This is a genomic window from Segatella hominis (assembly GCF_004535825.1).
Taxonomy (GTDB): domain Bacteria; phylum Bacteroidota; class Bacteroidia; order Bacteroidales; family Bacteroidaceae; genus Prevotella; species Prevotella hominis.
The window spans coordinates 1-24,035 of record NZ_SGVY01000018.1 but is presented as its reverse complement, the minus strand read 5'-3'; the positions used below and the strand labels follow the sequence as shown (position 1 = coordinate 24,035).

Annotated in this window: 18 protein-coding genes and 1 pseudogene; 4 read left to right on the top strand and 15 right to left on the bottom strand. The window is 41.8% G+C overall.

Annotated features, from left to right (window positions below):
- Positions 1-54 precede the first annotated feature (54 nt).
- The 3 genes from infC to thrS form a co-directional block, all read right to left on the bottom strand.
- Positions 55-741, bottom strand: a complete 687-nt coding sequence (gene infC / locus EXN75_RS08365) for a translation initiation factor IF-3 (RefSeq protein ID WP_134843446.1) — start codon at positions 739-741, stop codon at positions 55-57.
- Between the two features lie 369 nt (positions 742-1,110).
- Positions 1,111-1,488 (bottom strand): GxxExxY protein, encoded by a 378-nt coding sequence (locus EXN75_RS08360; protein WP_134843445.1) that lies wholly within the window; start codon positions 1,486-1,488, stop codon positions 1,111-1,113.
- A gap of 152 nt (positions 1,489-1,640) precedes the next feature.
- Positions 1,641-3,593, bottom strand: a complete 1,953-nt coding sequence (thrS, locus tag EXN75_RS08355; protein WP_134843444.1) for a threonine--tRNA ligase — start codon at positions 3,591-3,593, stop codon at positions 1,641-1,643.
- Between the two features lie 355 nt (positions 3,594-3,948).
- On the opposite strand from thrS, the gene EXN75_RS08350 reads away from it, so the two are divergent.
- A complete protein-coding gene (locus EXN75_RS08350; RefSeq protein ID WP_134843443.1) occupies positions 3,949-4,989 on the top strand; it encodes an asparaginase in 1,041 nt (346 codons plus the stop codon).
- A gap of 23 nt (positions 4,990-5,012) precedes the next feature.
- Here the strand turns inward: EXN75_RS08350 and EXN75_RS08345 are convergent, their stop codons facing one another.
- The 8 genes and pseudogenes from EXN75_RS08345 to EXN75_RS08310 form a co-directional block, all read right to left on the bottom strand.
- Entirely contained in the window at positions 5,013-5,543 is a 531-nt protein-coding gene (locus EXN75_RS08345) for a hypothetical protein (RefSeq protein WP_134843442.1), read from the bottom strand.
- Positions 5,524-7,578, bottom strand: a complete 2,055-nt coding sequence (locus tag EXN75_RS08340; protein ID WP_134843441.1) for a TonB-dependent receptor — start codon at positions 7,576-7,578, stop codon at positions 5,524-5,526. The genes EXN75_RS08345 and EXN75_RS08340 overlap by 20 nt, the downstream gene beginning before the upstream one ends.
- Before the next feature lie 112 nt (positions 7,579-7,690).
- On the bottom strand, positions 7,691-8,077 hold the full coding sequence (locus tag EXN75_RS17665) for a LytTR family DNA-binding domain-containing protein (RefSeq protein WP_167639479.1): 387 nt from the start codon (positions 8,075-8,077) through the stop codon (positions 7,691-7,693).
- 683 nt (positions 8,078-8,760) lie between these two features.
- Positions 8,761-9,309, bottom strand: coding sequence for a Panacea domain-containing protein (locus EXN75_RS08330; protein WP_022111360.1), 549 nt, complete (start codon positions 9,307-9,309; stop codon positions 8,761-8,763).
- A 115-nt stretch (positions 9,310-9,424) separates the two neighbouring features.
- A complete protein-coding gene (locus tag EXN75_RS18195; RefSeq protein WP_134843439.1) occupies positions 9,425-9,634 on the bottom strand; it encodes a PDDEXK nuclease domain-containing protein in 210 nt (69 codons plus the stop codon).
- A 20-nt stretch (positions 9,635-9,654) separates the two neighbouring features.
- A pseudogene (locus EXN75_RS18635) lies at positions 9,655-9,771 on the bottom strand (PDDEXK nuclease domain-containing protein); the annotation flags it as partial.
- 49 nt (positions 9,772-9,820) lie between these two features.
- Entirely contained in the window at positions 9,821-10,711 is an 891-nt protein-coding gene (locus EXN75_RS08315) for an Rpn family recombination-promoting nuclease/putative transposase (protein WP_134843437.1), read from the bottom strand.
- A gap of 407 nt (positions 10,712-11,118) precedes the next feature.
- Positions 11,119-11,925: a tyrosine-type recombinase/integrase gene (locus tag EXN75_RS08310; protein WP_134843436.1), complete on the bottom strand. Its 807-nt coding sequence runs from the start codon at positions 11,923-11,925 to the stop codon at positions 11,119-11,121.
- 62 nt (positions 11,926-11,987) lie between these two features.
- On the opposite strand from EXN75_RS08310, the gene EXN75_RS08305 reads away from it, so the two are divergent.
- A complete protein-coding gene (locus tag EXN75_RS08305) occupies positions 11,988-13,391 on the top strand; it encodes a restriction endonuclease subunit S (protein WP_134843435.1) in 1,404 nt (467 codons plus the stop codon).
- Here the strand turns inward: EXN75_RS08305 and EXN75_RS08300 are convergent.
- From EXN75_RS08300 to hsdR, 4 genes are all read right to left on the bottom strand, one after another.
- A complete protein-coding gene (locus tag EXN75_RS08300; RefSeq protein WP_134843434.1) occupies positions 13,371-14,948 on the bottom strand; it encodes a restriction endonuclease subunit S in 1,578 nt (525 codons plus the stop codon). The genes EXN75_RS08305 and EXN75_RS08300 overlap by 21 nt on opposite strands.
- A 119-nt stretch (positions 14,949-15,067) precedes the next feature.
- Positions 15,068-16,096, bottom strand: coding sequence for a PDDEXK nuclease domain-containing protein (locus tag EXN75_RS08295; protein ID WP_134843433.1), 1,029 nt, complete (start codon positions 16,094-16,096; stop codon positions 15,068-15,070).
- Positions 16,097-16,132: 36 nt separating this feature from the next.
- Positions 16,133-17,644, bottom strand: a complete 1,512-nt coding sequence (locus tag EXN75_RS08290; RefSeq protein ID WP_134843432.1) for a class I SAM-dependent DNA methyltransferase — start codon at positions 17,642-17,644, stop codon at positions 16,133-16,135.
- Positions 17,645-17,735: 91 nt separating this feature from the next.
- Positions 17,736-20,096: an EcoAI/FtnUII family type I restriction enzme subunit R gene (gene hsdR / locus EXN75_RS08285; RefSeq protein ID WP_134843431.1), complete on the bottom strand. Its 2,361-nt coding sequence runs from the start codon at positions 20,094-20,096 to the stop codon at positions 17,736-17,738.
- Between the two features lie 851 nt (positions 20,097-20,947).
- On the opposite strand from hsdR, the gene EXN75_RS08280 reads away from it, so the two are divergent.
- Together EXN75_RS08280 and EXN75_RS08275 are read left to right on the top strand one after the other, a co-directional pair.
- Positions 20,948-21,436: a hypothetical protein gene (locus EXN75_RS08280; protein ID WP_134843430.1), complete on the top strand. Its 489-nt coding sequence runs from the start codon at positions 20,948-20,950 to the stop codon at positions 21,434-21,436.
- 52 nt (positions 21,437-21,488) lie between these two features.
- Positions 21,489-23,801, top strand: a complete 2,313-nt coding sequence (locus EXN75_RS08275; protein WP_134843429.1) for a BT4734/BF3469 family protein — start codon at positions 21,489-21,491, stop codon at positions 23,799-23,801.
- The last annotated feature ends 234 nt before the right edge of the window (positions 23,802-24,035 follow it).

The window sequence follows — 24,035 nt, the reverse complement described above, 5'->3', positions numbered from 1 at the left end:
TTTAACGGATGGCAACGCATATACCACGGCGTTACGCATCTCTTTTTTTCTTGATTAATCCTCTTTGTCTGCTGCAAGTTGCTTCAAGGTATCACCGCCCTTAGCGTTAGCCAGCAAACTGTTTTTTTCTGCATTGGCAGCTCTTTCAGCCTGTTCTGCAGCCTTAGCTTCAGCCTCACGCTTTTCACGATCGAGCTTCTGCTGACTCTTCTTAGCCACACCTGCTTTCTTCGGACCCATATAGAGGAACATCTTCTTGCCTTCCAATTTAGGCATCTGCTCCACCTTACCATACTCCTCGAGGTCGTTAGCAAAACGGAGAAGAAGGACTTCACCCTGCTCCTTGAAGAGGATACTGCGACCGCGGAAGAATACGTATGCACGAACCTTGTTACCTTCATTCAGGAACTCCATAGCGTGCTTGAGCTTGAACTGATAATCATGCTCATCAGTCTGAGGTCCGAATCTGATTTCCTTGGTCTCTACCTTTACCTGCTTCTGCTTCATTTCCTTAGCATGCTTCTTCTGCTGATAAAGGAATTTAGAATAGTCAACTATTCGACAAACAGGAGGTTGTGCATTAGGAGAAATCTCCACGAGATCAACACCTTCCTGGCGAGCCAAGTCCAAAGCCTTACGTGTTGGCATCACTTCTGCTCCACCATCACTTACCACTCTCACTTCACGTACGCGTATTTGTTCGTTTACGCGGTACTGATTTTTTATTTTGTCATTTTTCATTAACTATTCTACGTTGTTTTTTTGATTAAACGGCTGCAAAGTTACGATTTTTCTCGCAAACCACCAAATTTTCAGCTGGTTATTTTCATTTTTAGGCTTATATTTTGTTGCTGTGGATGAAAATTCCACGCAAAATTCATTTTTAAAGACTCATAAATCGTTTTTTAGTCACGCAGATTTCGCAGATTACGCAGATCTTTCTTCTTCTACATCATTTATCCGCAGAGGAGACCTGTCCGGTCGGATTACGCAGATCTTTCGTGCGATACTCTTAAGTATGCCACTGCAAGGAAAATCTGCGTAATCTGCGAAATCTGCGTGACTAAAATAAAAATAATCAAGCGTGACCAAGAAATATATCTGCGTGAGCTAAAGGTGATTAACGACTCGGTGAATAGATGAACGTATATCAGATGTATCAAAATTAACCAACAGACCAAGCTTTAGATTAGATATTTTCAGATAAGTAAGAAGTTGTTTGCCATAAACCGCCTTCATTTCTGTAACAGATTTCAATTCTACAATCACTTTATCCTCTACCAAAACATCCAATCGCAAATCTACAGGCAAGACGTGCCCATCATATATTACAGAAAGTTTCACCTGATTCTCAACCCTCAAACCATCTTTTCTGAGTTGATAGCAAAGGGCTGCTTCATAAACAGACTCTAACAAGCCAGGACCAAGCTCATTATATACCTTATATATTGCTCCGATAACCTTATAAGATATTTCGTTTTCTGTCATAACAACAAGTATTAAGTATCCCCCTTTTAAAAGACTCACGCAGATTCCCCAAACTACGCCGTTTTCCAAGTACTCCAACAAAGAATACCCAAAGAAAAATCTGCGTCATCTGCGAAATCTGCGTGACTTAAATAATATATCAGCGTGAAAAATTACTCTTCAGCTGCCTTCAGCTGCTCTGCTACCTCAGCATTGATGCGCTGAGCAAACTCTTCCATGCTCATGGTAGCCTGCTCGCCACCACCCTGCTTACGCATAGAAACGAGGCCCTCGGCACTTTCCTTTTCACCTACAATAACCATGTAAGGAACTCGCTTCAACTCGTTGTCACGAATCTTGCGACCAATCTTCTCGTTACGATCATCAACCAAAGCACGAACACCCTGCTTGTCAAGATACTGACGTACCTTCTGAGCATAATCGTTGAACTTCTCTGAGATAGGGAGAATAGCAACCTGGTCTGGAGTCAACCACAATGGGAAGTGACCGGCGGTGTGCTCGATGAGAACGGCTGTGAAACGCTCCAATGAACCGAATGGTGCACGGTGAATCATCACAGGAGTCTTCTTTGAGTTATCCTCAGCGGTATATTCCAGCTTGAAACGCTCTGGCAGGTTGTAATCCACCTGTATGGTACCCAACTGCCAGCGACGGCCGATGGCATCCTTTACCATGAAGTCGAGCTTAGGACCATAGAAGGCAGCCTCGCCAACCTCCTCGCGTGTCTCAAGACCCTTCTCCTTGCAAGCCTCACGGATAGCGTTCTCACTCTCTGCCCAAATCTCTTCAGAACCGATGTACTTCTCGGTATCCTTAGGATCGTGCAGGGAAATCTGTGCCTCGTAGTTCTCGAAACCGAAGATCTTGAATACCTTCAAGATTACGTCGATTACATTCTCGAACTCAGACTTCACCTGATCTGAACGAACGAAGATGTGAGCATCATCCTGAGTAAATGTACGAACACGAGTCAAACCGTGGAGCTCACCGCTCTTCTCATAACGGAACACGGTACCGAACTCTGCGATACGCAAAGGAAGATCCTTGTAAGAACGAGGTTTACGAGCGTAGATTTCGCAGTGGTGAGGACAGTTCATTGGCTTGAGCATATACTCCTCATCCTCCTCAGGAGTCTGAATAGGCTGGAATGCATCCTTACCATAGTGAGCATAGTGACCAGATGTAACATAGAGGCTCTTGCCGCCGATACCAGGACAGATAACCTCCTGATAGTTATAAGGCTTCAGGAGCGAACGGAGCAACTCCTGCAGACGCAAGCGGAGCTGTGTACCCTTTGGCAACCAGATAGGAAGTCCCTTACCTACACGCTCTGAGAACATGAAGAGTTCCATCTCCTTACCAATCTTACGATGGTCGCGCTTCTTAGCCTCTTCGAGAATAACCAGGTACTCGTCGAGCATCTTCTTCTTAGGGAAGCTGATACCGTAGATACGGGTCATCTGCTCGCGCTTGGCATCACCGCGCCAGAAAGCACCAGCCACACTTGTAATCTTCACTGCCTTGATCAGACCAGTGTTCATCAAGTGAGGACCACGGCAGAGGTCGGTGAAGTTACCTTGGGTATATGTGGTGATAGTGCCATCCTCCAAGTCCTGTTCGATGTGCTCGCATTTGTATTCCTGACCGTCAGCCTTGAACTCAGCGAGTGCTTCAGCCTTAGAAACCTCCTTGCGAACCACAGGCTCGTTCTTCTTGGCAAGCTCCATCATCTTAGCCTCGATCTTGGCGAAGTCATTCTCAGAAATCACCTGACCCTCAGCTGGCATCACATCGTAGAAGAAACCGCTCTCTACGGCTGGACCGAAACCAAACTGAATACCAGGATAAAGCTCCTGAAGAGCTTCAGCGAGCAAGTGTGCAGAAGTATGCCAGAATGTGTGCTTACCCTGCTCATCCTCAAACTTATAGAGTTCTACATTCGCATCCTCATTGATAGGACGGTTCAACTCTACTGTCTCACCATTAACACCGCAAGATACAACGTTGCGAGCGAGAGCCGGTGAGATACTCTCGGCGATTTGTAAACCAGTTACGCCCTGCTCATACTCACGAACAGATCCGTCTGGGAATGTGATTTTTACCATAACAACTTAGTATTTTTATTAAATCAAATGCAAAAGTAATACTTCTTTTTGTAACAAGCGAATATTTTGCATTAAATTTTCATAACTTTTCATTTTCAATATATTACAACCTATATTATATAATGAGAAATGACAAATTAGAAATGAGAAATGAGATAAGGGAAAACAAATAAAATGATGAGAGAAAAAAAAAGAAAATAAAAGGGGGTTAACAGGAAAACATTGAGGATGCGCCTATGCAACAACTAACAAAAAGACACTTCTTCGTCATTTTTATCATACATTTCTTTGCCATTACAAAGTTTTTCCGTATTTTTGCAGGCGATTAATTGACAAATTGCTAAATATTTCAAAAATGACAGGTACACCAAAGATTCTCATTATATATACAGGAGGTACAATCGGTATGGGTAAGGACGTAAATACAGGCGTTCTCGAACCTCTCGATTTCAACCATTTGGTTTCATCAATGCCCGAATTCCAACTGATTCAGGCTGATATTGATGTGAGAAAATTCGACCCACCGATAGACTCCAGCGATATGGACCCAATGGGATGGGCTGAACTGGTGGGCATGATAGCCAACAATTATAATGACTATGATGGCTTTGTTATTCTGCATGGCACGGACACAATGGCCTACACCGCCTCTGCCCTATCGTTCATGCTCGAAAACCTGACCAAGCCTGTCATTCTCACCGGTAGCCAGTTGCCTATCGGCGAATTGCGTACCGACGGCAAGGAGAACATGATGACTGCCATCGAGATAGCCTCCATGAAAGACCTGGAAGGCCATCCGTTAGTACCAGAGGTCTGCATCTTCTTCAATGGTAAGTTGCTGCGCGGCAACCGTACTACGAAGATCAATGCAGAAGGATTCCATGCATTCGATTCCTTCAACCATCCTCATCTCTGTGATGTAGGTATCAACTTCTCTTTCCATCCGCACCACATTCTGAAGCCAGACTATCACAAGCCGATGGTACCTCACATGAAACTGGATCCGAACGTCATCGTCTTCAGTCTCTTCCCAGGCATTCAGGATACCATTGTCCGCCACGTCCTGGAATCCCCATCTCTGCGAGGTATTGTGATGAGAACTTATGGTTCAGGCAATGCCCCTCATGCCCCTTGGATCATACGACTGCTCGATCAGGCAGCCCATCGCGGTGTGAACATCATCAACATCAGCCAGTGCATCACGGGATGTGTGGATATGGAGAGATACGGTGCTGGATTCCAGCTCAAGGTAGCTCATGTGGTGAGCGGCTACGATAGTACCGTAGAGGCTGCTGTCACCAAACTGATGTACCTGCAGGGCAGATATCCAGACAACCGCATGGTGCGCGAAAAACTGAAACAGTCACTGGCAGGAGAAATCACGCTTCCGGAGTAAATACCCAGAAGCATATCACTTTTTTATAAACCAGTTTGCTTCTTCATACCCTCAAAAAACTTTTGCTGCAATTGTTTGGCAAGTTGGTTCTCTGGATTGAGTTTAAGCGCTTTCTCATAGTTCTGCATGACATCAAGATAATAGCGCTGGCCGTTTTGTACAGGATTCTGTACGATACGTACCATGCATAAAAAACCTCGAAGGGTACAGATATCAGACTGGTTTGCATTCCTCATTTTTTCCATTTTAGCAATGGTTTCTTCTGCTCCAGCCATCAGGTTTTCCGTTTCCGGAGCATGCGGATTCATAACGGAAAAATTGAGGCTTTGCAACACCATCTGAAATTTAGGTTGAATACTATCCGGAAACATATCATCAATACGTTTCATCTCAGCAACACAATTCAGGAAGTTCTCAGGAGTGGGTTGTTGGAGTTTGGAAAGAGACTGTCCGATAAGTGCCTGCATATTAGGCTCTTGAGCATGAATGCTTACAGTAGAGATCAAAAAGAAGATCCCCATCAACACGAACTTTTTAAAAATTTGAAATGTCATAAGCTTTGTTATTTTTAAGTGAAACAAATATACCTATATAAAAGAATCTATCGCGGGATGAGACAATCGGGCGACCCTTGGCATCATATCCGAAAACATTCGTGCGACCAAGGATGTTATTCAGCGAAGAATAAATAATCACCTTGGGACTCAGCAAATAAGTCAGATTTACATCTACACTGTGATACGGCGGAGTCTTACCTTGCAGAAAGAGACGGCCGCTGGCATAAGATTCTGCCAAACTCAGAATAGCTTTTCCGAACGAATATTTCGCAGTCAGTCTCAGATTATGTCTGGAAGCAAAAGCAGGTGTTCGTTCTTCCGTATAATCCAGATAGAAACGTCTGGAGTCATTGTATGAATAAGATAAGGTGGTGGAAAGACGCCTGCAAAGAGAATGGTCATCCACAAAGAGATCAAACCCCTTACTCGTCCCATATCCTTTCGGAAGATAAACATCCTTATCCCATAAAGGCAACCGATGATATTTCTTCCAATAGGGTTCTATCCTTACAAGTGTACCCGCCGATTTATATTGCATGGAGATGATAGCATGATCAGCAGTACACTGCCCAAGAGAATAGTTGCTGGTGGCGAGATTATCATCACTTGCAGTCTGACTATACCGTCCCGCAACAAGCGAAATCTGGAAAATCTTGTTGGGAACATAAGAGAGTGTAGCTCTTGGCATGAACAGCCACTGCGCATGCGACATATATTCAGTCCTTGCTGAAAGATTCAGAAACACACCGGGCAGCATCCTCCACTGGACATCAGCATGGGCAGCCAGAATGTTATAATTCAGGGTGTAGCAATAGGAATCATACTCCAGTAAACTGTTTCGCTGATAATCCTCCACACCAACCGACAATTTCAGTACATCAGAACAAACCTTGCGCATTTCTGTCTTCAGATGTATCTCATTCCTGAAATTATAAAAACTGTCACCAGCAGACTTGGCATCTTTTATATCATTGAAAACCGATGAATTTGCCATACCACAAAAGAAGGTATAACCAGCCCCTATCGCTGCCTTATAGGTAGCATTTGCATAAACATTGTTCTCCTTCAGCAATAGGTTTCTATCATCAATACGTTGCCCTACAGAAGTAAAATCATAGCCAACGTATGTCTTCAAAATTCCTGCATTCTTGAACTCCATCTTATATTGGGCCTCGCCAGATAATTTCCGGTATGGCTCGTAGAAATCGAATCTTTCAGAAAACAACTGGTTGTAGATACCCATGCTTGTCATTGCCGCATTAAATGACAGACTGCTGGTATCAAACACCTTAGTTCCACCGATATTCCAGTCCACCAGTGATGCACTGGCTCCATATTTGTCGCTCGTAGCCACATCAGTAGTCTCCATCGGAAGAACAGATGAAAGAGCCTGCCCATATTCTCCGCCATAACCTCCAAGAGAAAAGCAAATTCCCTTGAACAGAAAAGGAGAAAAACGGCCTCGCACTGCTGTATTTTCGGCATTGGTACTATAGGGAACAAGTACGTGCATTCCATTGATAAAAGTCTGACATTCTTCGCTTTCACCACCTCTTACATAGAGTTTGCCATCCTCTCCCACCTTTTGCGTTCCTGGCAATGACTGCAATGCTGCCACAATGTCTCCACATGAATTACCTGCCATCACCACGTCCAGCGCATCCATCGTCTTGAAATGATCACTTTTTCCAAAACTGTAAGTGCTGGCTGATACTACAACTTCTTGGATTGTTGCAGCCTTTTCTTTCATTGAAATGGTGAGATGCTTCAGTTTGCTGACATCAGAATCCTGTGTGTATTCCTCAAAGCCTATCATGGTTGCCTTCAGGGTTATTTCTCCTGTTTTGGAAGTGTAAAAAGAGAATCTTCCAAGAGAATCCGTCAGGCATCCATCAATAGTACCAGCGATAAAAACGTTGGCACCAACAAGAGGTTCCAGACCACTCATGACCATTCCTGAAATCAGAGTCTGAGCAGTCAGATCAACTACCATAAATAGCAGTAATGCGATATGTATCATTCGTTGTTTCATGCTGCAAAGATACAGCACAAAACGGAACTGACCAAATTCTCAGGATATACAGCTAAAACCTATGACAGACAACAACTTATGATGACGAGCAACTAATTAAAAGGACGAATAACTAAGTAAGATATGTCTTAAACTGAGGCACAAATGACCGCGAAACTGGGATGATATCAGCACATTTATCCAGTTTCAACTGATACCCGTTAGAATTACCTTTAGCCGAAGATATATTGTTCACATTGACGGCAAAAGAGCGGTGACATTGGAAGATATTATCATATCCCTTCAGTTCTTCCAGAGTACGCGTCAGCGTATTATGAACATCAGCAGAAACAACATGATCCTCCTTTACAAAACAGACCGAGATATTGTTTTTCTGCGCTTCGATATAAAGCAGATCATTGATAGGCATCGCAAGATCATTTCCCCTGCTGCTCGTATCGTGGATTGTAATAATCACCTCCTTTTGTTCCTGAGTCGTTTTGTGCAACAAATCTTCCATTCTGTCTCTTAAATATCTGTTGTATTGTATTCCGACTGACAGCAAAGTCAGAAAGATACCTACAATAATCGTCCAGTTCAAAAACAACAGAAAAAGCCTGATAGTGATTGTATAATGAAAGAGAAATGAGGATAAAAGAAAATTACAAAAGGCAATCATAATAATCAGTCCGAGTACTGCCATTCCTTCATGCCAGATGCGCCAAGGATTGACAGTCCGGTGAAAACACTTCAATACCGATGCTATATAAATGACATAGCACACGAAAGTGACCATGCCAAACAAGGCAGCAGCAAGACATTTATTGCCCTGATACAGACAGAATCCGAAAGGCTGCAGAAAATATAATATAGCCCAAATGACAAGGCCATAGAAAAATCCATCTCTCAACCAGTGTCTGCTCTGCTTGAATGGATATATGCGAGTAAGGAATGACATCATAAAATACTATTGATTTAAATTCTACTGGCAAAAGTACAAGAAGCTTATGCTATTCAGTTGTCAAAACAAAAGCAATATTTACTTCGCCAGATGTTCATATAAAGCATCAGGCGAAGCCAGTATCTTATATTAATCTTTGAGCAGTTGATAAACGAGTTGTGCTCCAAAAATATAATCACCGATGTTAAGACTATCTTGGGCTAACTTGTCAGCCATAGTCCCCAATAATTCTCCGAGTTTCGTCATGACAATGCAGCCTCCACCAACAGATTATCCTTAATATATTCTATCATATCATCGGATGCCATACCATCTTTTGCCATACCAATAATATCCATGACTTTACGCCCTTGTTGGGCATAAGCACGCTTCCATTCTTCGCCATGTGATTTTGCACGTAACTCACCGTATGGAAGATTTACATTCTCGAAGATAGACTTATCCAAAGCTTCAATATCAGCTTTTGACAGGTATTCATCGTCTGCCTGTCGCTTGGCTTCAAGCATATAATAAGCGTCATCAGTTCCTTTAGAAACGCAATTGTCTATCATTGCTTGCAATTCTTTATCACACTGAGGATCGCCTTTTATACAATTATAAAGGACAGAAGGTACAGGTCCATCTGGCAATGCACAGAATTCGTCAGAAACCATAGGAAAGCCATATTTTGCTAAATATGAAATATTAGCAAAATATATAACCTTGAATACATGGTAGTAGTCTAACCCTTTTGTTTTATTCAAGATATATAATACAATCTCTGTCAGTTTCTGTTTATCGAAGTTTGTCATCTCAATAGTTTTTTATTGGTTGCAAAATTAATACATATTATTAATATGTGCAAAAAACAATAAGTTTTTTACGAAATATTATATATTCAAATGAAAGTAGAGCTTATTTCAAATTTTAATAGCCATACTTCCCATAGACACCCAAAGGAGTAGTGATGCCACGCAGAGACCATTCTACTACTGACGAATCTTTGTCCTTGCAAAGAAGAATACCAATACTCGGAATGTCTCCTTCGCATCTAAGCAAATTGGCATCATCCACTTCCTGTAATTGTCCACCAGTCTGGTGGACAAATTCAATTGGCTTGAATAGAATGCGAAACATCTTTTGATGTCATACAAATTGGTCCTGGAAAAACCTTCACTCTGAGGAAATTCCGCACGCAAATCAAGGCTCAATCTTTTCATGAAGTTTGCATCCCATTTATATTGCTTCTGCTTCTCACAAATGTCCTCGCCCAAACTCCAATAGAATTTGAGCTTTACAATCTCCAAATCATTATTATTTAGCCTACAAACTGCTTATTTGCTCTTTTGTCAAACCTGTAACTTGCATGATTTGACTTACTGGCATACCTAATGCAAGGAGATTCTTTGCAACATCAAGACTTTTAGCAAGTTCGCCTTGCTCTATTCCCTGTTCAATTCCTTGCTTAATCCCCTTCTCATTTCCTTCCAGCCAGGCACTATACATCCCCAGGTTGTAATTATCAACCTGACGCTGGCTCTCTTCATATTTTTCCATTTCCTCCTTGCTCAGGCAGCGGCTGTCAGCCACTTCTGCCAAACGCTTGAAGATCTTCTTCTGCGTCTCAAATGGAATTCTTTCTAATGTAGTCATATGCTTCAATACGTAAATCCACTTTTCAAAATCTGTTACACATTCCTCTGCCTTCTTTGTGAAATACGGAAGATTCAAATAGATGAAGCGAAGCTTGTCTGTGAAAGGCTCTTCGCTATTTTTCTCTCTCAACATCACATCAGATTTGAACTGACTGATCTCTTCTCCGACATGAGGAGAGAAATTCATAAAACTGATCACATATACAGGAACCAGCTCATAAAATGAAGGCTTGTCCTTGGACTTTTCTTTCTCACGCTGATTGGTAATAGCCTTGCTGGCATAACACAACGTACGATTCACGAAATTAACCGTCCAGTTGTTCTGCATCTCCACAATGAAATGCTTGCCCTCATCTGTTTCGCAATAGACATCGTATATGCAGCCTCGCAAATCCTTGGAATCAGCCAACTGCTCTTTGTCCTTGAAGGAGACATCCCTGACTTGAAATTCCCCCTCGAACAAATCGTTTAAGAAACTTATCAGCAAATCCTTGCTGAACTCCTGACCGAACAATCGCTTAAAGCCCCAGTCGGTAAATGGGTTGATGTATTTCGCCATAATATTTGTATTATTTGCCTACGCACTATTGCGTCTTCGAGGGCAAAAGTACGATTAATTTTTGAAAAATGCAAATCTGAAGGCAAAAAAATAATATGATGGAGAGTTTTTATATAAAAATCTGCCCAAATATTCAGAATAGCTTAAAATGAGCGATTTATGAGTGTTTCACCTCAATTGAGGTAATGATTTGGCAATAGTGCTAAATTCTGCAAATTGCATACGTTTGCTTGTCAAACCTATCGGTAAACAAAGAATTGCATATATGATGATAACATGATTTACTGACGTATAGATTTGTTGTCGTTGATATATGCATGTCATATGATAAAATGTTTTACAAGGATTGAGTAGAAAGAAACCTGCATTTCTTTCTACTCTTATTCCTATAAACCTTTATTGGCATTTTACCAAGTGATAACCTTATCTACTATTTCTTGTTGCTCCAAGCTACTTCTTCGCAGATAGATACGTGTCGTTTCGATGCTTTCATGCCCCATAAGGTCTGCAAGCAGGGCAATGTCGTTGAACTTCTCCAAGAAATTCTTGGCATAACGATGGCGGAATGAGTGAGGGTACACCACTTTTTCATTCAAGCCATACTTCACCGCATAGTTCTTCAACTGCTGTGATATACCTCTTGTCGTAATACGCTCGCCAAAGCGATTGAGAAAGAGATAGCCACTTGTACGGTTGAGTGTCTGCAACCACTTTTCTGTTTCCGTGCGCAATGTCTTGGGGATATAGATACGCCGTATCTTGCCACCCTTGGTGTAGATGTCGTAATAGCCTACTTGCACGTGCTCAACCTTGATTTGCACAAGTTCGCTCACTCTGGCACCAGTCGCAGCTAAGAAACGCACCACAAAGTACCACTCCAAGTTGTCTTCCTTCTCCAACTTGTTCTTCAAGAAGGTGTAGTCGGCATTGCTGATGACATTCTCCAAGTACGAACGCTGCTGTACCTTGACCGACTTCAAGCGGAGTTTCGTCTTGCCCACAAATACAAGGTACTTGTTCAACGCCTGAATACGGAGATTCACCGTCTTTGGTTTGTAAGTCTCAATCAAGTAGGTCTTGTAAACCAACAAGTTTCTCTTGTTCAACTCTTTGTATCGAGAGCCAAACTCCTTCACGGCATACAGATATGCCGAAATCGTGTTCTTAGCCATATTGCCTTGGCTTAGGAACTCTTCAAATTTGTCTAATTCCATTTCTATTCGTTTATTAGTGAAACATTATGTTGTCCAAATATATATAGGCATGGTTTTGTTCTATGAGTTCCTATTATGAGAAGGTGCTTGCTACAGGAGAGGTGAAATGCATTGATGAGGAGATTCCGTTTGAGATACCAAAGGGGTGGGAATGGACGAGAATTGGTAACATTTTTAATCACACAAGTGGAAAACAACAAAGTAGTAGCAACAAAAGTGGTGGAACACCACAGAAATTTATCACTACATCAAATCTTTATTGGGGGTATTTTGTACTTGACAATGTGAAGGTGATGAATTTCACAGATGAAGAGATAAAAAACTGCTCTGCCACAAAAGGTGATTTACTTGTTTGTGAAGGAGGGGCAGGTTACGGTCGTTCTGCAATTTGGAATGAAGATTATGATATTTGTCTTCAAAATCATGTCCATAGATTACGCCCATGTATAAATGGTATATGCGAATACGTATATTATTTCATTTATCTGTTGAAGGAAAGCAACAACTTGGCTTCTGTAGGAACTGCAATGCCAGGCTTGTCAGCAAATCGTTTAAAAGGATTGTTGTTACCATTACCTCCCATAAATGAGCAAAAGCGAATTGTCTCAAAAATGGAAGAGTTAATACCATTAATAAATAGGTATGCAAAAGCTCAACAAAGTTTGGATGAGCTAAACCAAAACATTAATGAAAAAATCAAAAAGTCATGTTTGCAGGAAGCTATTCAAGGATGGCCAAACTGTCCTAAGCTATCAACTCTGCTTTCTAATCCAAAAGATGTGTCTGTAGAAAATCTACTTGAACGGATTAAAGAAGAGAAACAGCGACTTGTAAAAGAGGGCAAGCTAAAGAAGTCTGCCCTCAATGATTCTATCATCTTCAAGGGTGACGATAACAAGTACTATGAGCAGATTGGGAAAAAGTGCGTGGATATAACTGAGGAAATTCCTTTTTCTATTCCTGCTAATTGGAAATGGGTAAGGATTCGTGATGTATTTCAACTAAATCCAAAGAATGAGGCTGATAATGAGACTTTAGCAGCTTTTATTCCAATGGAAAAGATAAGTGCAGGTTATAAATCTGATTTTACTTTTGATTTGGTCAAATGGGGAAATATAAAAAAGGGATTTACTCATTTTGCGAATGGTGACGTTGCTTTTGCTAAAATCACGCCATGTTTTCAAAACAGAAAGTCTGCAATTTTTCATGGCTTACCTAATGGAATCGGGGCAGGAACTACAGAATTAAAAGTGTTGAGACCCTATGGAAACACAATAGGTAGATGGTATCTGTTGTATTTCTTAGAGTCTCCTTACTTTATAGATGAAGCAACATTTAAAGGAACAGCTAATCAACAACGTATTGTTGTTGGTTACTTAGAGAACAAACTATTTCCTTTGCCACCTCGTAAACAACAACAACGCATTGTTGAAAAGATAGAGCAATTAATGCAGTTGCTCAAATAGTTTTTCTATTTGAGCAACAATGCGTTGCTGCTCTTTTAATGGAGGCAATGGTATCAACGCGCTATTCCCCCTTTTACTTCCTAATCTTGGCATTTTAATTCCATAAGAATCTGCGGTTGCATAATCTACGAAAAATGGACTCATCAAAAATAACTGTGCATACTTATTGTAAATATAGCCAAAGTCAAAAGCAAGAATTTCAGTGGTGCAAGCACCATCTTCATCAGCTATGATTACTTTATTGAGATAAGGACGAAGCTTGCTATACAACACATTTCCTTTATAAAAAATATGCTTATCACTTTTAGACAACACGTCCTTCATCCTCTTTTTTTGTAAAAGTTTTCCGCTATTTTTTTCAATGTCTTCCAAATCTAAGACCCAGGTGCTTTCTTTAATAGAAGAAGATGGCAAAGATTGGCTTTTGCTAAAATCAACAATAGTACCCAATCTTACCCACACCCAGTTCTCAGGTATCTCAAACGGAATCTCTTCATCAATGCACTGCACCGACTTTCCTATCTTCTCGCAATACTTGTTATCATCACCACGGAAGATAACAGAATCGTTGAGGGCTGACTTCTTTAGCTTGCCCTCTTTTACTAATTGCTTTTTCTCTTCTTTTATCTGCTCAAGAAGTTCTTGGGCTGTACCTTCTTCGGCAATTTGCTGGACGAGTTTACCTTGAATTGCTTCTTGTAATACGGATTTCTTTAATTTATCATAGATGTTTAGATTGAGACAATTCAATTTATCTGCTTCTGACTCATATTTTGCAATTAGAGACAAAAGCAAATTGTATCTTTCAACCAATCTGGTTTGTTCTGATAAAGGAGGAACAGGCACAAGTACTGCTTTTAGATATTCAAACGGGGGAATATTCTTAATAGCAGAACCGGCTCCTTTCATTTGTGCCTCATTTAAAAGCATATAAGCAAAGTACATTTGCCAGTATTCTGCCATACTCAAATCAAAAAGCGTAACTCTCATCAACGCTTGATTGATAATGCCGACAGGAGCATCTAATGGCAGAAGATAGGTCTCACCGATTGTTCCTGCGCAACTTACTATAATGTCATTTGGTTTGACTATAAAGCTTTGCATTGCTTCAAACTTTTCTTTGCTGATATAATAATCGCCAAGGCGAAAGTCTTTTTGTATTGCATTCTTCTGCTCATAAACTTTGACACTTTGATCGTTCTTAGGCACAAACATAGATTTTGTTAAGCTACTTCCAAAAGGGCCTTTTCTATACAGAGCCAAGTCATTGAGCCTACACCATTCCCACCCCTTTGGAATCTCAAATGGTATCTCCTCATCAATGCACTTCACCTCTCCCGTAGCAAGTATCTTCTCATAATAGGAATTGTCTTCACCACGGTAGATAATGGATGCGTTTTTGTCACGCTTGATATTTTTCTCCTTAATCAAGCGTTCTTTCTCTTGACGAATCTTGTCAAGCAAAACGCTTGCAGGTTCGTCATTAGGATCTTGCGGTACAAGTTTTCCCTGTATCGCCCATTGTAATATGCTGTTCTTTAATTGTTTTCCGTTCATTATTTATAATTTCAATGTATCTTTAAAAGTTATTGGACTGCCTCTGAGTTTGAATTGGTCAAGCAATGCTTGACTAATCACTGTTTCTAATTCGCCAACAACTTGTTGGCGAATTGTTGTTATTCCTCCATGCCATCCAAGAGCTGGTCAAGTTGCGCTTGCAATTCTTCACGCTTTGGCAGATAAAGTTGGTAACGTGCCACAAACAATTGATTGGTTATACCCTCCAAGGCATACTCCATCAGAAGTTCATCTTTTCTTGCTCCCAAAACTATGCCAATGGGTGGATTATCGTCAGGTTGACATACTTCTGTTTTGAAATAGTTAAGGTAGAGGTTCATCTGCCCGATGTCACCATGCTTTATCTCTGCTCGCTTTAGGTCAATCAGCACATAGCATTTCAAAATACAATGGTAGAATACCAAATCCACCTTGAACTGTCGGCTTCCTATCAGCATGGAGTATTGTCTGCCCACAAATGCAAAACCACGTCCCATTTCCAAAAGGAACTGCTCCATGTGGTCTTTAAGAGCCTTTTCCAAGTCACTCTCCTTATAGCGTTTCTGTTTGGGAAGTCCAGCAAATTCAAGCACAAATGGGTCACGGATAATGTCTTGCGGAGTTTGTACTTGGTGCCCCTCGTTAGCCAATGCAAGAACTCCAGCCTTGTCTGTGCTTAGTGCAAGTCGCTGAAACAGACAACTTTTCATCTGTCTTTTCAGTTCTCGAACTTTCCAGCCTTCCTTAATACATTCATTAAAATAGAACTTCATTTCGAGAGAATTATCACACTTTAGTAGTTCATAGTAATGGCTCCATGTCAATTTTGGGGACGCTGTCCCCAAAATTGGAAAAGCCAAATAGAACTTACGCATATAAGTGAGATTAGTACGGTTGAACCCCTTGCCATTTCTAATAGTCAAATCTTTTGAAAGATTCATGAGCAAATGTTTTCCATACTCTGCTCTATCTTTACCTTTAAGCTCAAACTCCACAATGTATTTACCTGTCTGCCAGTTTGCTTCAAGCAATTCTGTATTGACAGCATTGACTGCTTTTGACTTCGCCTCACCCCATAGCGCGGTTATGTTGTCTATCAACTTCTGGTAGGCAACATCATTTATGTTTGTCAACTCTTTATTCTCCATGCCAATCTTTAGATTTGTGGAACATTGTCCCACATATTACAATTCGTCCACATTCACCTCAATCCCCAATATACGTTGTATCTCTGCCAATGTCTTATCAATCTCATGATCAAGAGCCTTGCGCTTCTTGAAATAGTCGGCAAGCAGTTCGGCAGGAGGCAAGATCTCCTCATCCTCTTTCGGGAACTTACATAAGTCGAAGTTGCAATCAGAATCTATCAGTTCCTTAACAGGATAGCAGCGTGATTTCTCGTCGCCATCAGCAATAATAATCTCCTTACGGTCGTTCCACCACTCACGGATTGGGTCGCAATGTTCTGACTTCATGGACTTTGTCTTGGAGAAATGCTTGTACCCCTCTGGCATATCCAAACGATAGAACCACGTTTCCTTTGTAGAATAACCTTCTGGAGCACCATCCGCTCTGGTATTGTCGAAGAACAAAATGTTCGTGGCTATCGAAGTGTAAGGTGCAAAGATACTGCCAGGCAAACGGATAATGGTATGCAAGTTGAAATCTCTGAGCAGCTTGGTCTTGATGGCTATCTTTGTGTTGTCCGCTCCAAACAGGAAACCGTCTGGAACAATGACCGCTGCACGACCATTCCTCTTCAGTCGGTACATGATGAGAACCATGAACAAGTCAGCAGTCTCGCTACTGCGCATATCAGAAGGGAAATGTGACTTGACATCCGACTTCTCGTTTCCACCGTATGGTGGGTTCATCAACACAACATCAAACTTGTCTCCGTCTGTATAGTTGAGTACATCTTTTGTAAGCGAATTGTCGTGATACACCATTGGCGTGTCAATACCATGCAGCAACAGGTTTGTCACACATAGCATATACGGGAATTGTTTCTTTTCTATGCCAAATACAGACTGATTGTACTCTTTGCGGTCTTCAGCAGTCTTTACCTTCTTGTCCAATTCACCCAACCAACTTGTGATGAAACCTCCTGTACCACAAGCGAAGTCTGCCATTTTCTCACCAATCTGCGGATTGACTATCTCTGCCATAAATTCGGTTAAGGCTCTTGGGGTGTAGAACTCACCAGAGGAACCTGCCGACTGCATTTCTTTGAGGATTGTCTCGTATATCTCACCGAAAGCATGACTTTCCTCATAGTCACCAAGATTCAAACCGTCAATCACATTCAGCACTTGACGAAGTTGGACTCCATCTTTCATATATTGGTTGGCATCCTCAAATGTAGTCTTTACAATCGCCTGACGGATAGGAGTAGTTGGTGTTACCTCTATGTTTTTGAGTTCCACAAACAATGTGTTGTTGACAAACGAAAGCAGCTCATCACCTGTCAAGGCATTGCCGCTTCCGTCATCATGCGCCCAGTTGCGCCAACGGCACTCTTCTGGAATAATAGACTTGTAATCATCATCATCCAATTCCCAATCATTCTCTTTCTCGTCATAGACTTTCAAGAACAGCATCCACGCCATTTGTTCTATGCGTTGCGCATCACCGTTGATACCGGCATCATTGCGCATGATATTGCGTACTCGTTTTACGAAATTTGATAAACTCATATTTTGTTTCACTTTGTGCATCTTTTCTCGCCACGACATAGTCCAAGCAAGCTTGGCTCTGTTCGTTTGGCTTTTCGAAAAGATTCTATTTTTATGCTATATTATATATTGTCTGCTCCAACTCCTTTACCGCCTTCAGATAATCTCTCTTCCCACCGAAGAACTTTACTATATTTGCCTTTGAGCCAAATCGGCGGAAAGGATCGTTTTCAAGCACAGTAAGACTTTCAAGTTCTGAAATGCCTTCTTCCATGTACTTCTCCAACAAAGCCTCAAGTACCAGTCGTGCCTGCTCACCATACTTGGTGAATATATCACGCTTTTTCACTTGCTCAGCACGTTCCCGCCTCGTCAGGGTCTTCTTGCCGTATGCGATATGACAGATGAAATCAAAATCATCCACATTGCTCATTTCCTGTGAAGTCTTTAAATCCGCAAGGTCTATACCTCTTTCTTTCAGCATATCCGCAATGTCTGATTTTTTCTTTAATTCATTCCATTTGGAGGTAAAAGTATCAATGGTAGCAAACGAATCAAGGATATTCTTCTTCGTATAGTCGGTAATGCTCTCCGTGCGAAGCAGCTTGCCATCGGCATCGTAAACGGACACTACCTTATTGACAACCATCACTTGGCATCCATCCTTATCAACAACCGGTTTTGAGTGTGTAACTGGTGCATTTGCCGTGGACGGAGGAGTGTCAGTATCATCTGGAAATGTGCGTGGATTCGTTTCGTTTGGTTTTGCAGGATAGTTTGGGTCTATCTCTATCGGTCCATCCCAATCGGGGTCTGCAAACAAGCGTGTCACGTTGCGGAAATCCATCACTGTGAAGTATGTCTTTCCTTCTTTCTCACGAAGACGAGTACCACGACCGATAATCTGCTTAAACTCTGTCATGGAGCCAATCTGCTGGTCAAGTACTATCAGCTTTACCATTTTGCAATCCACACCGGTAGAGAGCAGTTTGCTGGTTGTTGCAATCACAGGATATTCTGAAGATACTGAAATAAAATAATCCAGTTTGCCTTTTCCATACTCATCGCTACCTGTTATGCGAACCACATAGTCGGGATGTTTCTTGCACATATCGGAATTGGCATTGGTCAATGCCACACGCATGCATTCAGCGTGATCTTCATTGGCACAGAATACTATGGTCTTAGCCATACGATCTGTACTTTTCAGATAGTTGGTTATCTCTTGTGCAACTTCCCTTATGCGGTCTTCTATAACAATGTTATAATCATAGTCGCTGTTGTTATAAATGCGGTCTTCTATCTCGTTGCCGTTTATATCCTTTTGTCCCTTTGTCGGTCTCCACTCATCGCCAATGTTGGTTGTGATATTGATTACCTTGAAAGGAGCAAGGAAACCGTCCTCAATTCCATTTTTAAGACTGTATGTATATATAGGCTCACCAAAGTAGCCAATACTTGACTGGTACTTTGTTTCTTTGGGTGTTGCAGTCATACCTATATGAGTAGCCGAAGAAAAGTATTCCAAGATGTTTCGCCAATTGCTATCATCCTTTGCGCTACCTCTATGACACTCATCAACGATAACAAGGTCAAAATAGTCTGGATTAGGAAACAACTCCTTATAGTTTTTGGCATCATTCTGTCCAATCAACTGTTGATAGAGTGCAAAGAACACTTGATAAGAACCCAATTCTTCCAAGTGATTCTTGTCTTTTGAGTAGTCTATCTTGTGCGTTACCTTTTCTAATGGTTTGAAATCCTGCTGTATGGATTGGTCAACCAATATGTTTCGGTCTGCAAGATACAACACTTTCTTCTTTAAACCACTTTTAAGTAAACGCCATACAATCTGAAATGCAGTATATGTCTTGCCTGTGCCAGTTGCCATAACAAGGAGCACACGGTTTTGTCCTTTGGCAATGGCACCAACTGTGCGGTTTACTGCATTGCGCTGATAATATCGTGGCGGAAATATATTCTGACCAGTGCAAAAAGGCTGCTCTATGATAGCCAGCTCTTGTTCGTTAAGTCCGTTTCCATCGTTAGCCCCATTTTTATATCTTTCGACAAGTTCTTCTTTTGTTGGAAATTCGTCCATGGCAAAAGTGCGTTCCTTGCCTGTCAAGAAGTCATGTTCGGCAAAACCTTCACCATTTGAACTGTATGCAAACTTTACATCAAGCATTTGGGCATAGGTCATGGCTTGTTGCAATCCATGAGAAACAGAATGATTGGCATCCTTTGCTTCTACAATAGCAATGGGTGTTGCCTTATTTGCATAAAGTACATAGTCGGCAAACTTCGGTTTCTCTCTATGCACAAGATTACCGTGAAGGCTAATTTTACCGTCAGTAAATTTAACCTTCTGTTCCATGAATATACTATCCTTTGACCATCCCTTGCTTGTGATGGCTTCGTTGATATAGCGGAACTTGATGTCCTCTTCTGTTAAATCTTTGCTTATGCCCATATTCAAATAATATTTTATTATCAGAAGTTCTACAACATACTTGCTGAAATTCCCTTGCTATCTAAGACATCTTTTATCTTGTTTAGTTTCATAAATTCACCGAATTTTGCTGCAAATATACATTAAATTTTGCGATAATCATTATAAATTAAACTATTTTATTAAAATATTCCAATATAGCGATTGTTATTTCGTGTAGTTATTGTGCCTTTGCAGCAGAGAAGAGTTTTTTGACAGCAAACGTATGCATATGTTTTCATTTACATGTACCATAAGCCTATATTTTATACCATTGCAAAAATACGAATTTAATTTGAATACGCCAAACATTTCAACAGTCTTTAGTCCTAACCTCAATAAAATTGTCCAATTCTTCCAATTTTTTCGCAATGCCGATGGGTGACAAGGGTGACAGACCCCTCCACAAAAAAACTGAAAACTCGTGTCACCAGCGACACCCAACAAACTGGCTCCAATAAAGGGCGCAGCAGAAAACGGTGACAGGTGACACTTTTATATACTCTTTTTTTTATGACTTACCGCGCGAAAATAGATAAAAGATTGATAATCAGAGGGAGACATCCAAATTGGAGGGTAGTGGCTCCAATGCTTAAAAAAAAGATGAAAAGTAAGTGACACCGACACCTTTGGCTTTTCTTTGTAAAGTTTTATTTTCCTTTTATCGAAAGGATGGTTTGGCTGGAGATTTTAAATACACAGGAAAGCCCCAACTGTTAAATATTCAAAATATTAGGTTACTTTTTTCGCACTTTTGGGGTTCTATATAACCCCCCACCCTATCTGGCATTTTTTGATGAACTTTGCAGCATAATATTAATAATTGCAAGAAAATGGAGAAACCAAGCAAACAAAAGGGAGAAACAAAAAAAGTGCCCCCAGTTTATTCTGAAGAAAAACTGAAGGCTTTGGAGACCGCTGTTAACTGGATAAGAAACCGACAAGTATTCTTGATCCGGCAAATACAGAAAAATGATATCAGTGATAAAAAACTGCAGGAAATTGGTCATTTCGACAAAAAGTTAATTGAGAGATTTGAAACAGGAGTTATCTCTGTGATCAAGCTGATAGAAATGAAAGAAACGATTATCGCCATCCTCCATGAAAAGGACATTCAAGAGCAAGTAAACATGCATGAAAAAGGACATAGAGAGAGGGATTTTTATGCAGCCTACATGGCCCTGGAACACAATCAAACGATAGAAGAACGTGAAGAAAAAATAAACGCTTTCAAAATGACCGATAAGTTCATTCAAAGTACACACTTCGTCGAAAATATCAACATCCTGATTCAAAATGGAGACATTCATCTGAAACAGTAACAATCTTCAGACCTCAACTAATTTCCAAAATAACAATTTAACTTGGAAGCTAATGGAAGAAACCATGCCCTCGCTATTTACTTCGCTCAGAAGTAGTAGCCACAAACCTCTGTCGAGCAAGAAGGAACTGGAATGGCTCATCATGCAAGACAGATTCATCCAGATTCATACGGATGACTACCGACAAATGGTAAATATCGACAGAAAAGCTGCTGATAACAAAAAGCGAAACTCTGCTGCCATCTGCCCATCTATCCAGTTCAAACCCGATGGTAGAACGCTCGAATACTTCGGCAAACCTACCTACTGGGCCATGCTCGACTATGATCATACGCCAAGCATCATCCTGGAAGACGCCGTGGAAAAGGCTATCAAAAAGCCTACTACCATGGTTTGTTACCGCACTATCAGCGGCAGGGGATTCAGAATTCTCTTGAAATATGCGCGTCCCCCCGGCTGCACGCTCACTGAGACTGAACTGCACCGCCTCGCCATCACAAAGGCCATCAAAATCTATGATGAGCTGCTGAATCTCAATGCCGACAGACAGTGCCTCGACATGACCCGTCTCTGCGGTCTGGCGCACGATGAGAAGGCCTACTTCAACTGGGATGCGGAACCCCTACCCCTTTCGCCTGAAGAGGTGACGAAATTCTACCAGACCGTGCTGAAACCGGAGATGGAAAGGGAGAAAAAGTTGGAGACGGATAGAGCCAACGGTACTTCATCGAAAGGCAGTAGAAGCGCCAAGAAGAGTCAGGGCAGCGCATCCTCAGGGAATGCAAAAGGCAAGAAGAAGACGGAAGCGAGTACGGAGGACGTGATAGAGCAAGTGAAAAAGCTCTCTGAGGGTTGGTTCTGCCGATTTGAGCCTGGCAGCCATCACGAGTTCTGCATGCGATTTGCCACCTTCTGCTTCAACTACGGTGCTAAGAAGGAAGAACTGCTCAACTGGATGACGGCGGAATTTGGAAGCCAGTATGACGGTGTGAAAAGCATCGTGGACTGGGTGTTCAATCATACGGAAGGTTGGGGCTGCTGGCATCTCTATACGAAGGGCGAGAAATACGGATCCAACCCGAGCATGAAGGTGCTGATGCAGTGGCTTAACACCCGATATGAGATGCATCTGAACACCGTGACCGGCATGGTGGAAATCAGGGCCTACGATACCCAGAGCGAATTCTACTACAAATGGACGGAGGTGACCGAGACCGTGGAGAATACCATCTATACGCTGATGGATATGGACGGACTGCGCACCAACAAGAAAAGATTGGAAAGCGCCATCAAGTCGGATTTCACGAAAAAGTTCAACCCCATCGAGGATTATCTCATGGGATTGCCAGAATGGAAGGAAGGCGATCCCGACTACATCGACCAGCTCTGCGAACGTATCACGGTGAAGGAGGCGCCCGAATACTATCACACCAAGAAGTACTTCAAGTATGCCTTCCGCAAATGGTTTGTGAGCATGGTGTATGGCTGGGGCAGCAAGGAGATGGTGAACGAGCTGGTGCTGGTGCTCGTGGGTCGTGGCGGTATCTTCAAGACCAAATTTCTGGAAAATCTCCTGCCCAAGTGCCTCAGAAGCTACTATGCCAACGATTCTTCAGCCGACTACAAGAACAAGGATTTCCTGCAGATAACGACCAGCAAGGCGCTCATATGCCTCGACGAGTTTGATGCCCCTCATGGCAAGAATCTCAATTCCTTCAAGAGTTGTGTGACGAAGCGCAGCGTAACCATCCGTGTGCCCTACGACAAATATCCCAGTCAGCTGCTGCGCCATGCCTCTCTCTGCGGCACGAGCAACAATCGCCACGTGATATGCGAAGAGGAAGACCGCCGCTGCCTGGTATGGGAGGTGGAGAAAATCCAGAGCCCCTTCGAATATCCCATCGATCACGATCATATCTATGCCCAGGCTATATATATCGTGAAAGAACTCATCAGAAAGCGCAAGGAGGGCAAACTGAAGCAAGGTGACTGGGTGCCTTGGCTCACCTACGAGGACATGGAGAAGCAAAGACTGCACAACAAGATGTTCCTTGCCAACAGCTTCCTGGAGGAGCTCATAGCCAAGTATTTCAGGGTGCCGACAGAAGGCGACCTGATGAATCCGAATATGAAATTTGCCACCTCTGCCGACATCATGGAAAAGATAGGATTCAACCCTGCCATACGAAACAACGTGACCAGTGGATACATTCAGAACGTCATGGAAAAAATGGGATTCCGGAGATTACGCAGAAAACAAGGCAGAGGTTGGATCGTAATCGAGAAGGAAGGCTATGATATCAATCAGGAGGCGAAACTGACGATAGCAGAGAGCCAGAATGACTCAGATACGATGAGGAAATGACTCATTTAGGACTTGCAAACGACTTGTTTGGCTATCGTAAATGACTTGTTTACGGGTGCTGAATGACTTGTTTGCCACTCCTAAATGACTTGTTTACAGGTGCTAAATGTCTTTAACTGAAAGTAGTATACACCTTTCTTGTTATACTTACTGATTTACTATACACATAATTTACTTTCTTACTAAAATACTATACACAATCAGAAAAGCCTTACTGAAATGGTTTACACATCA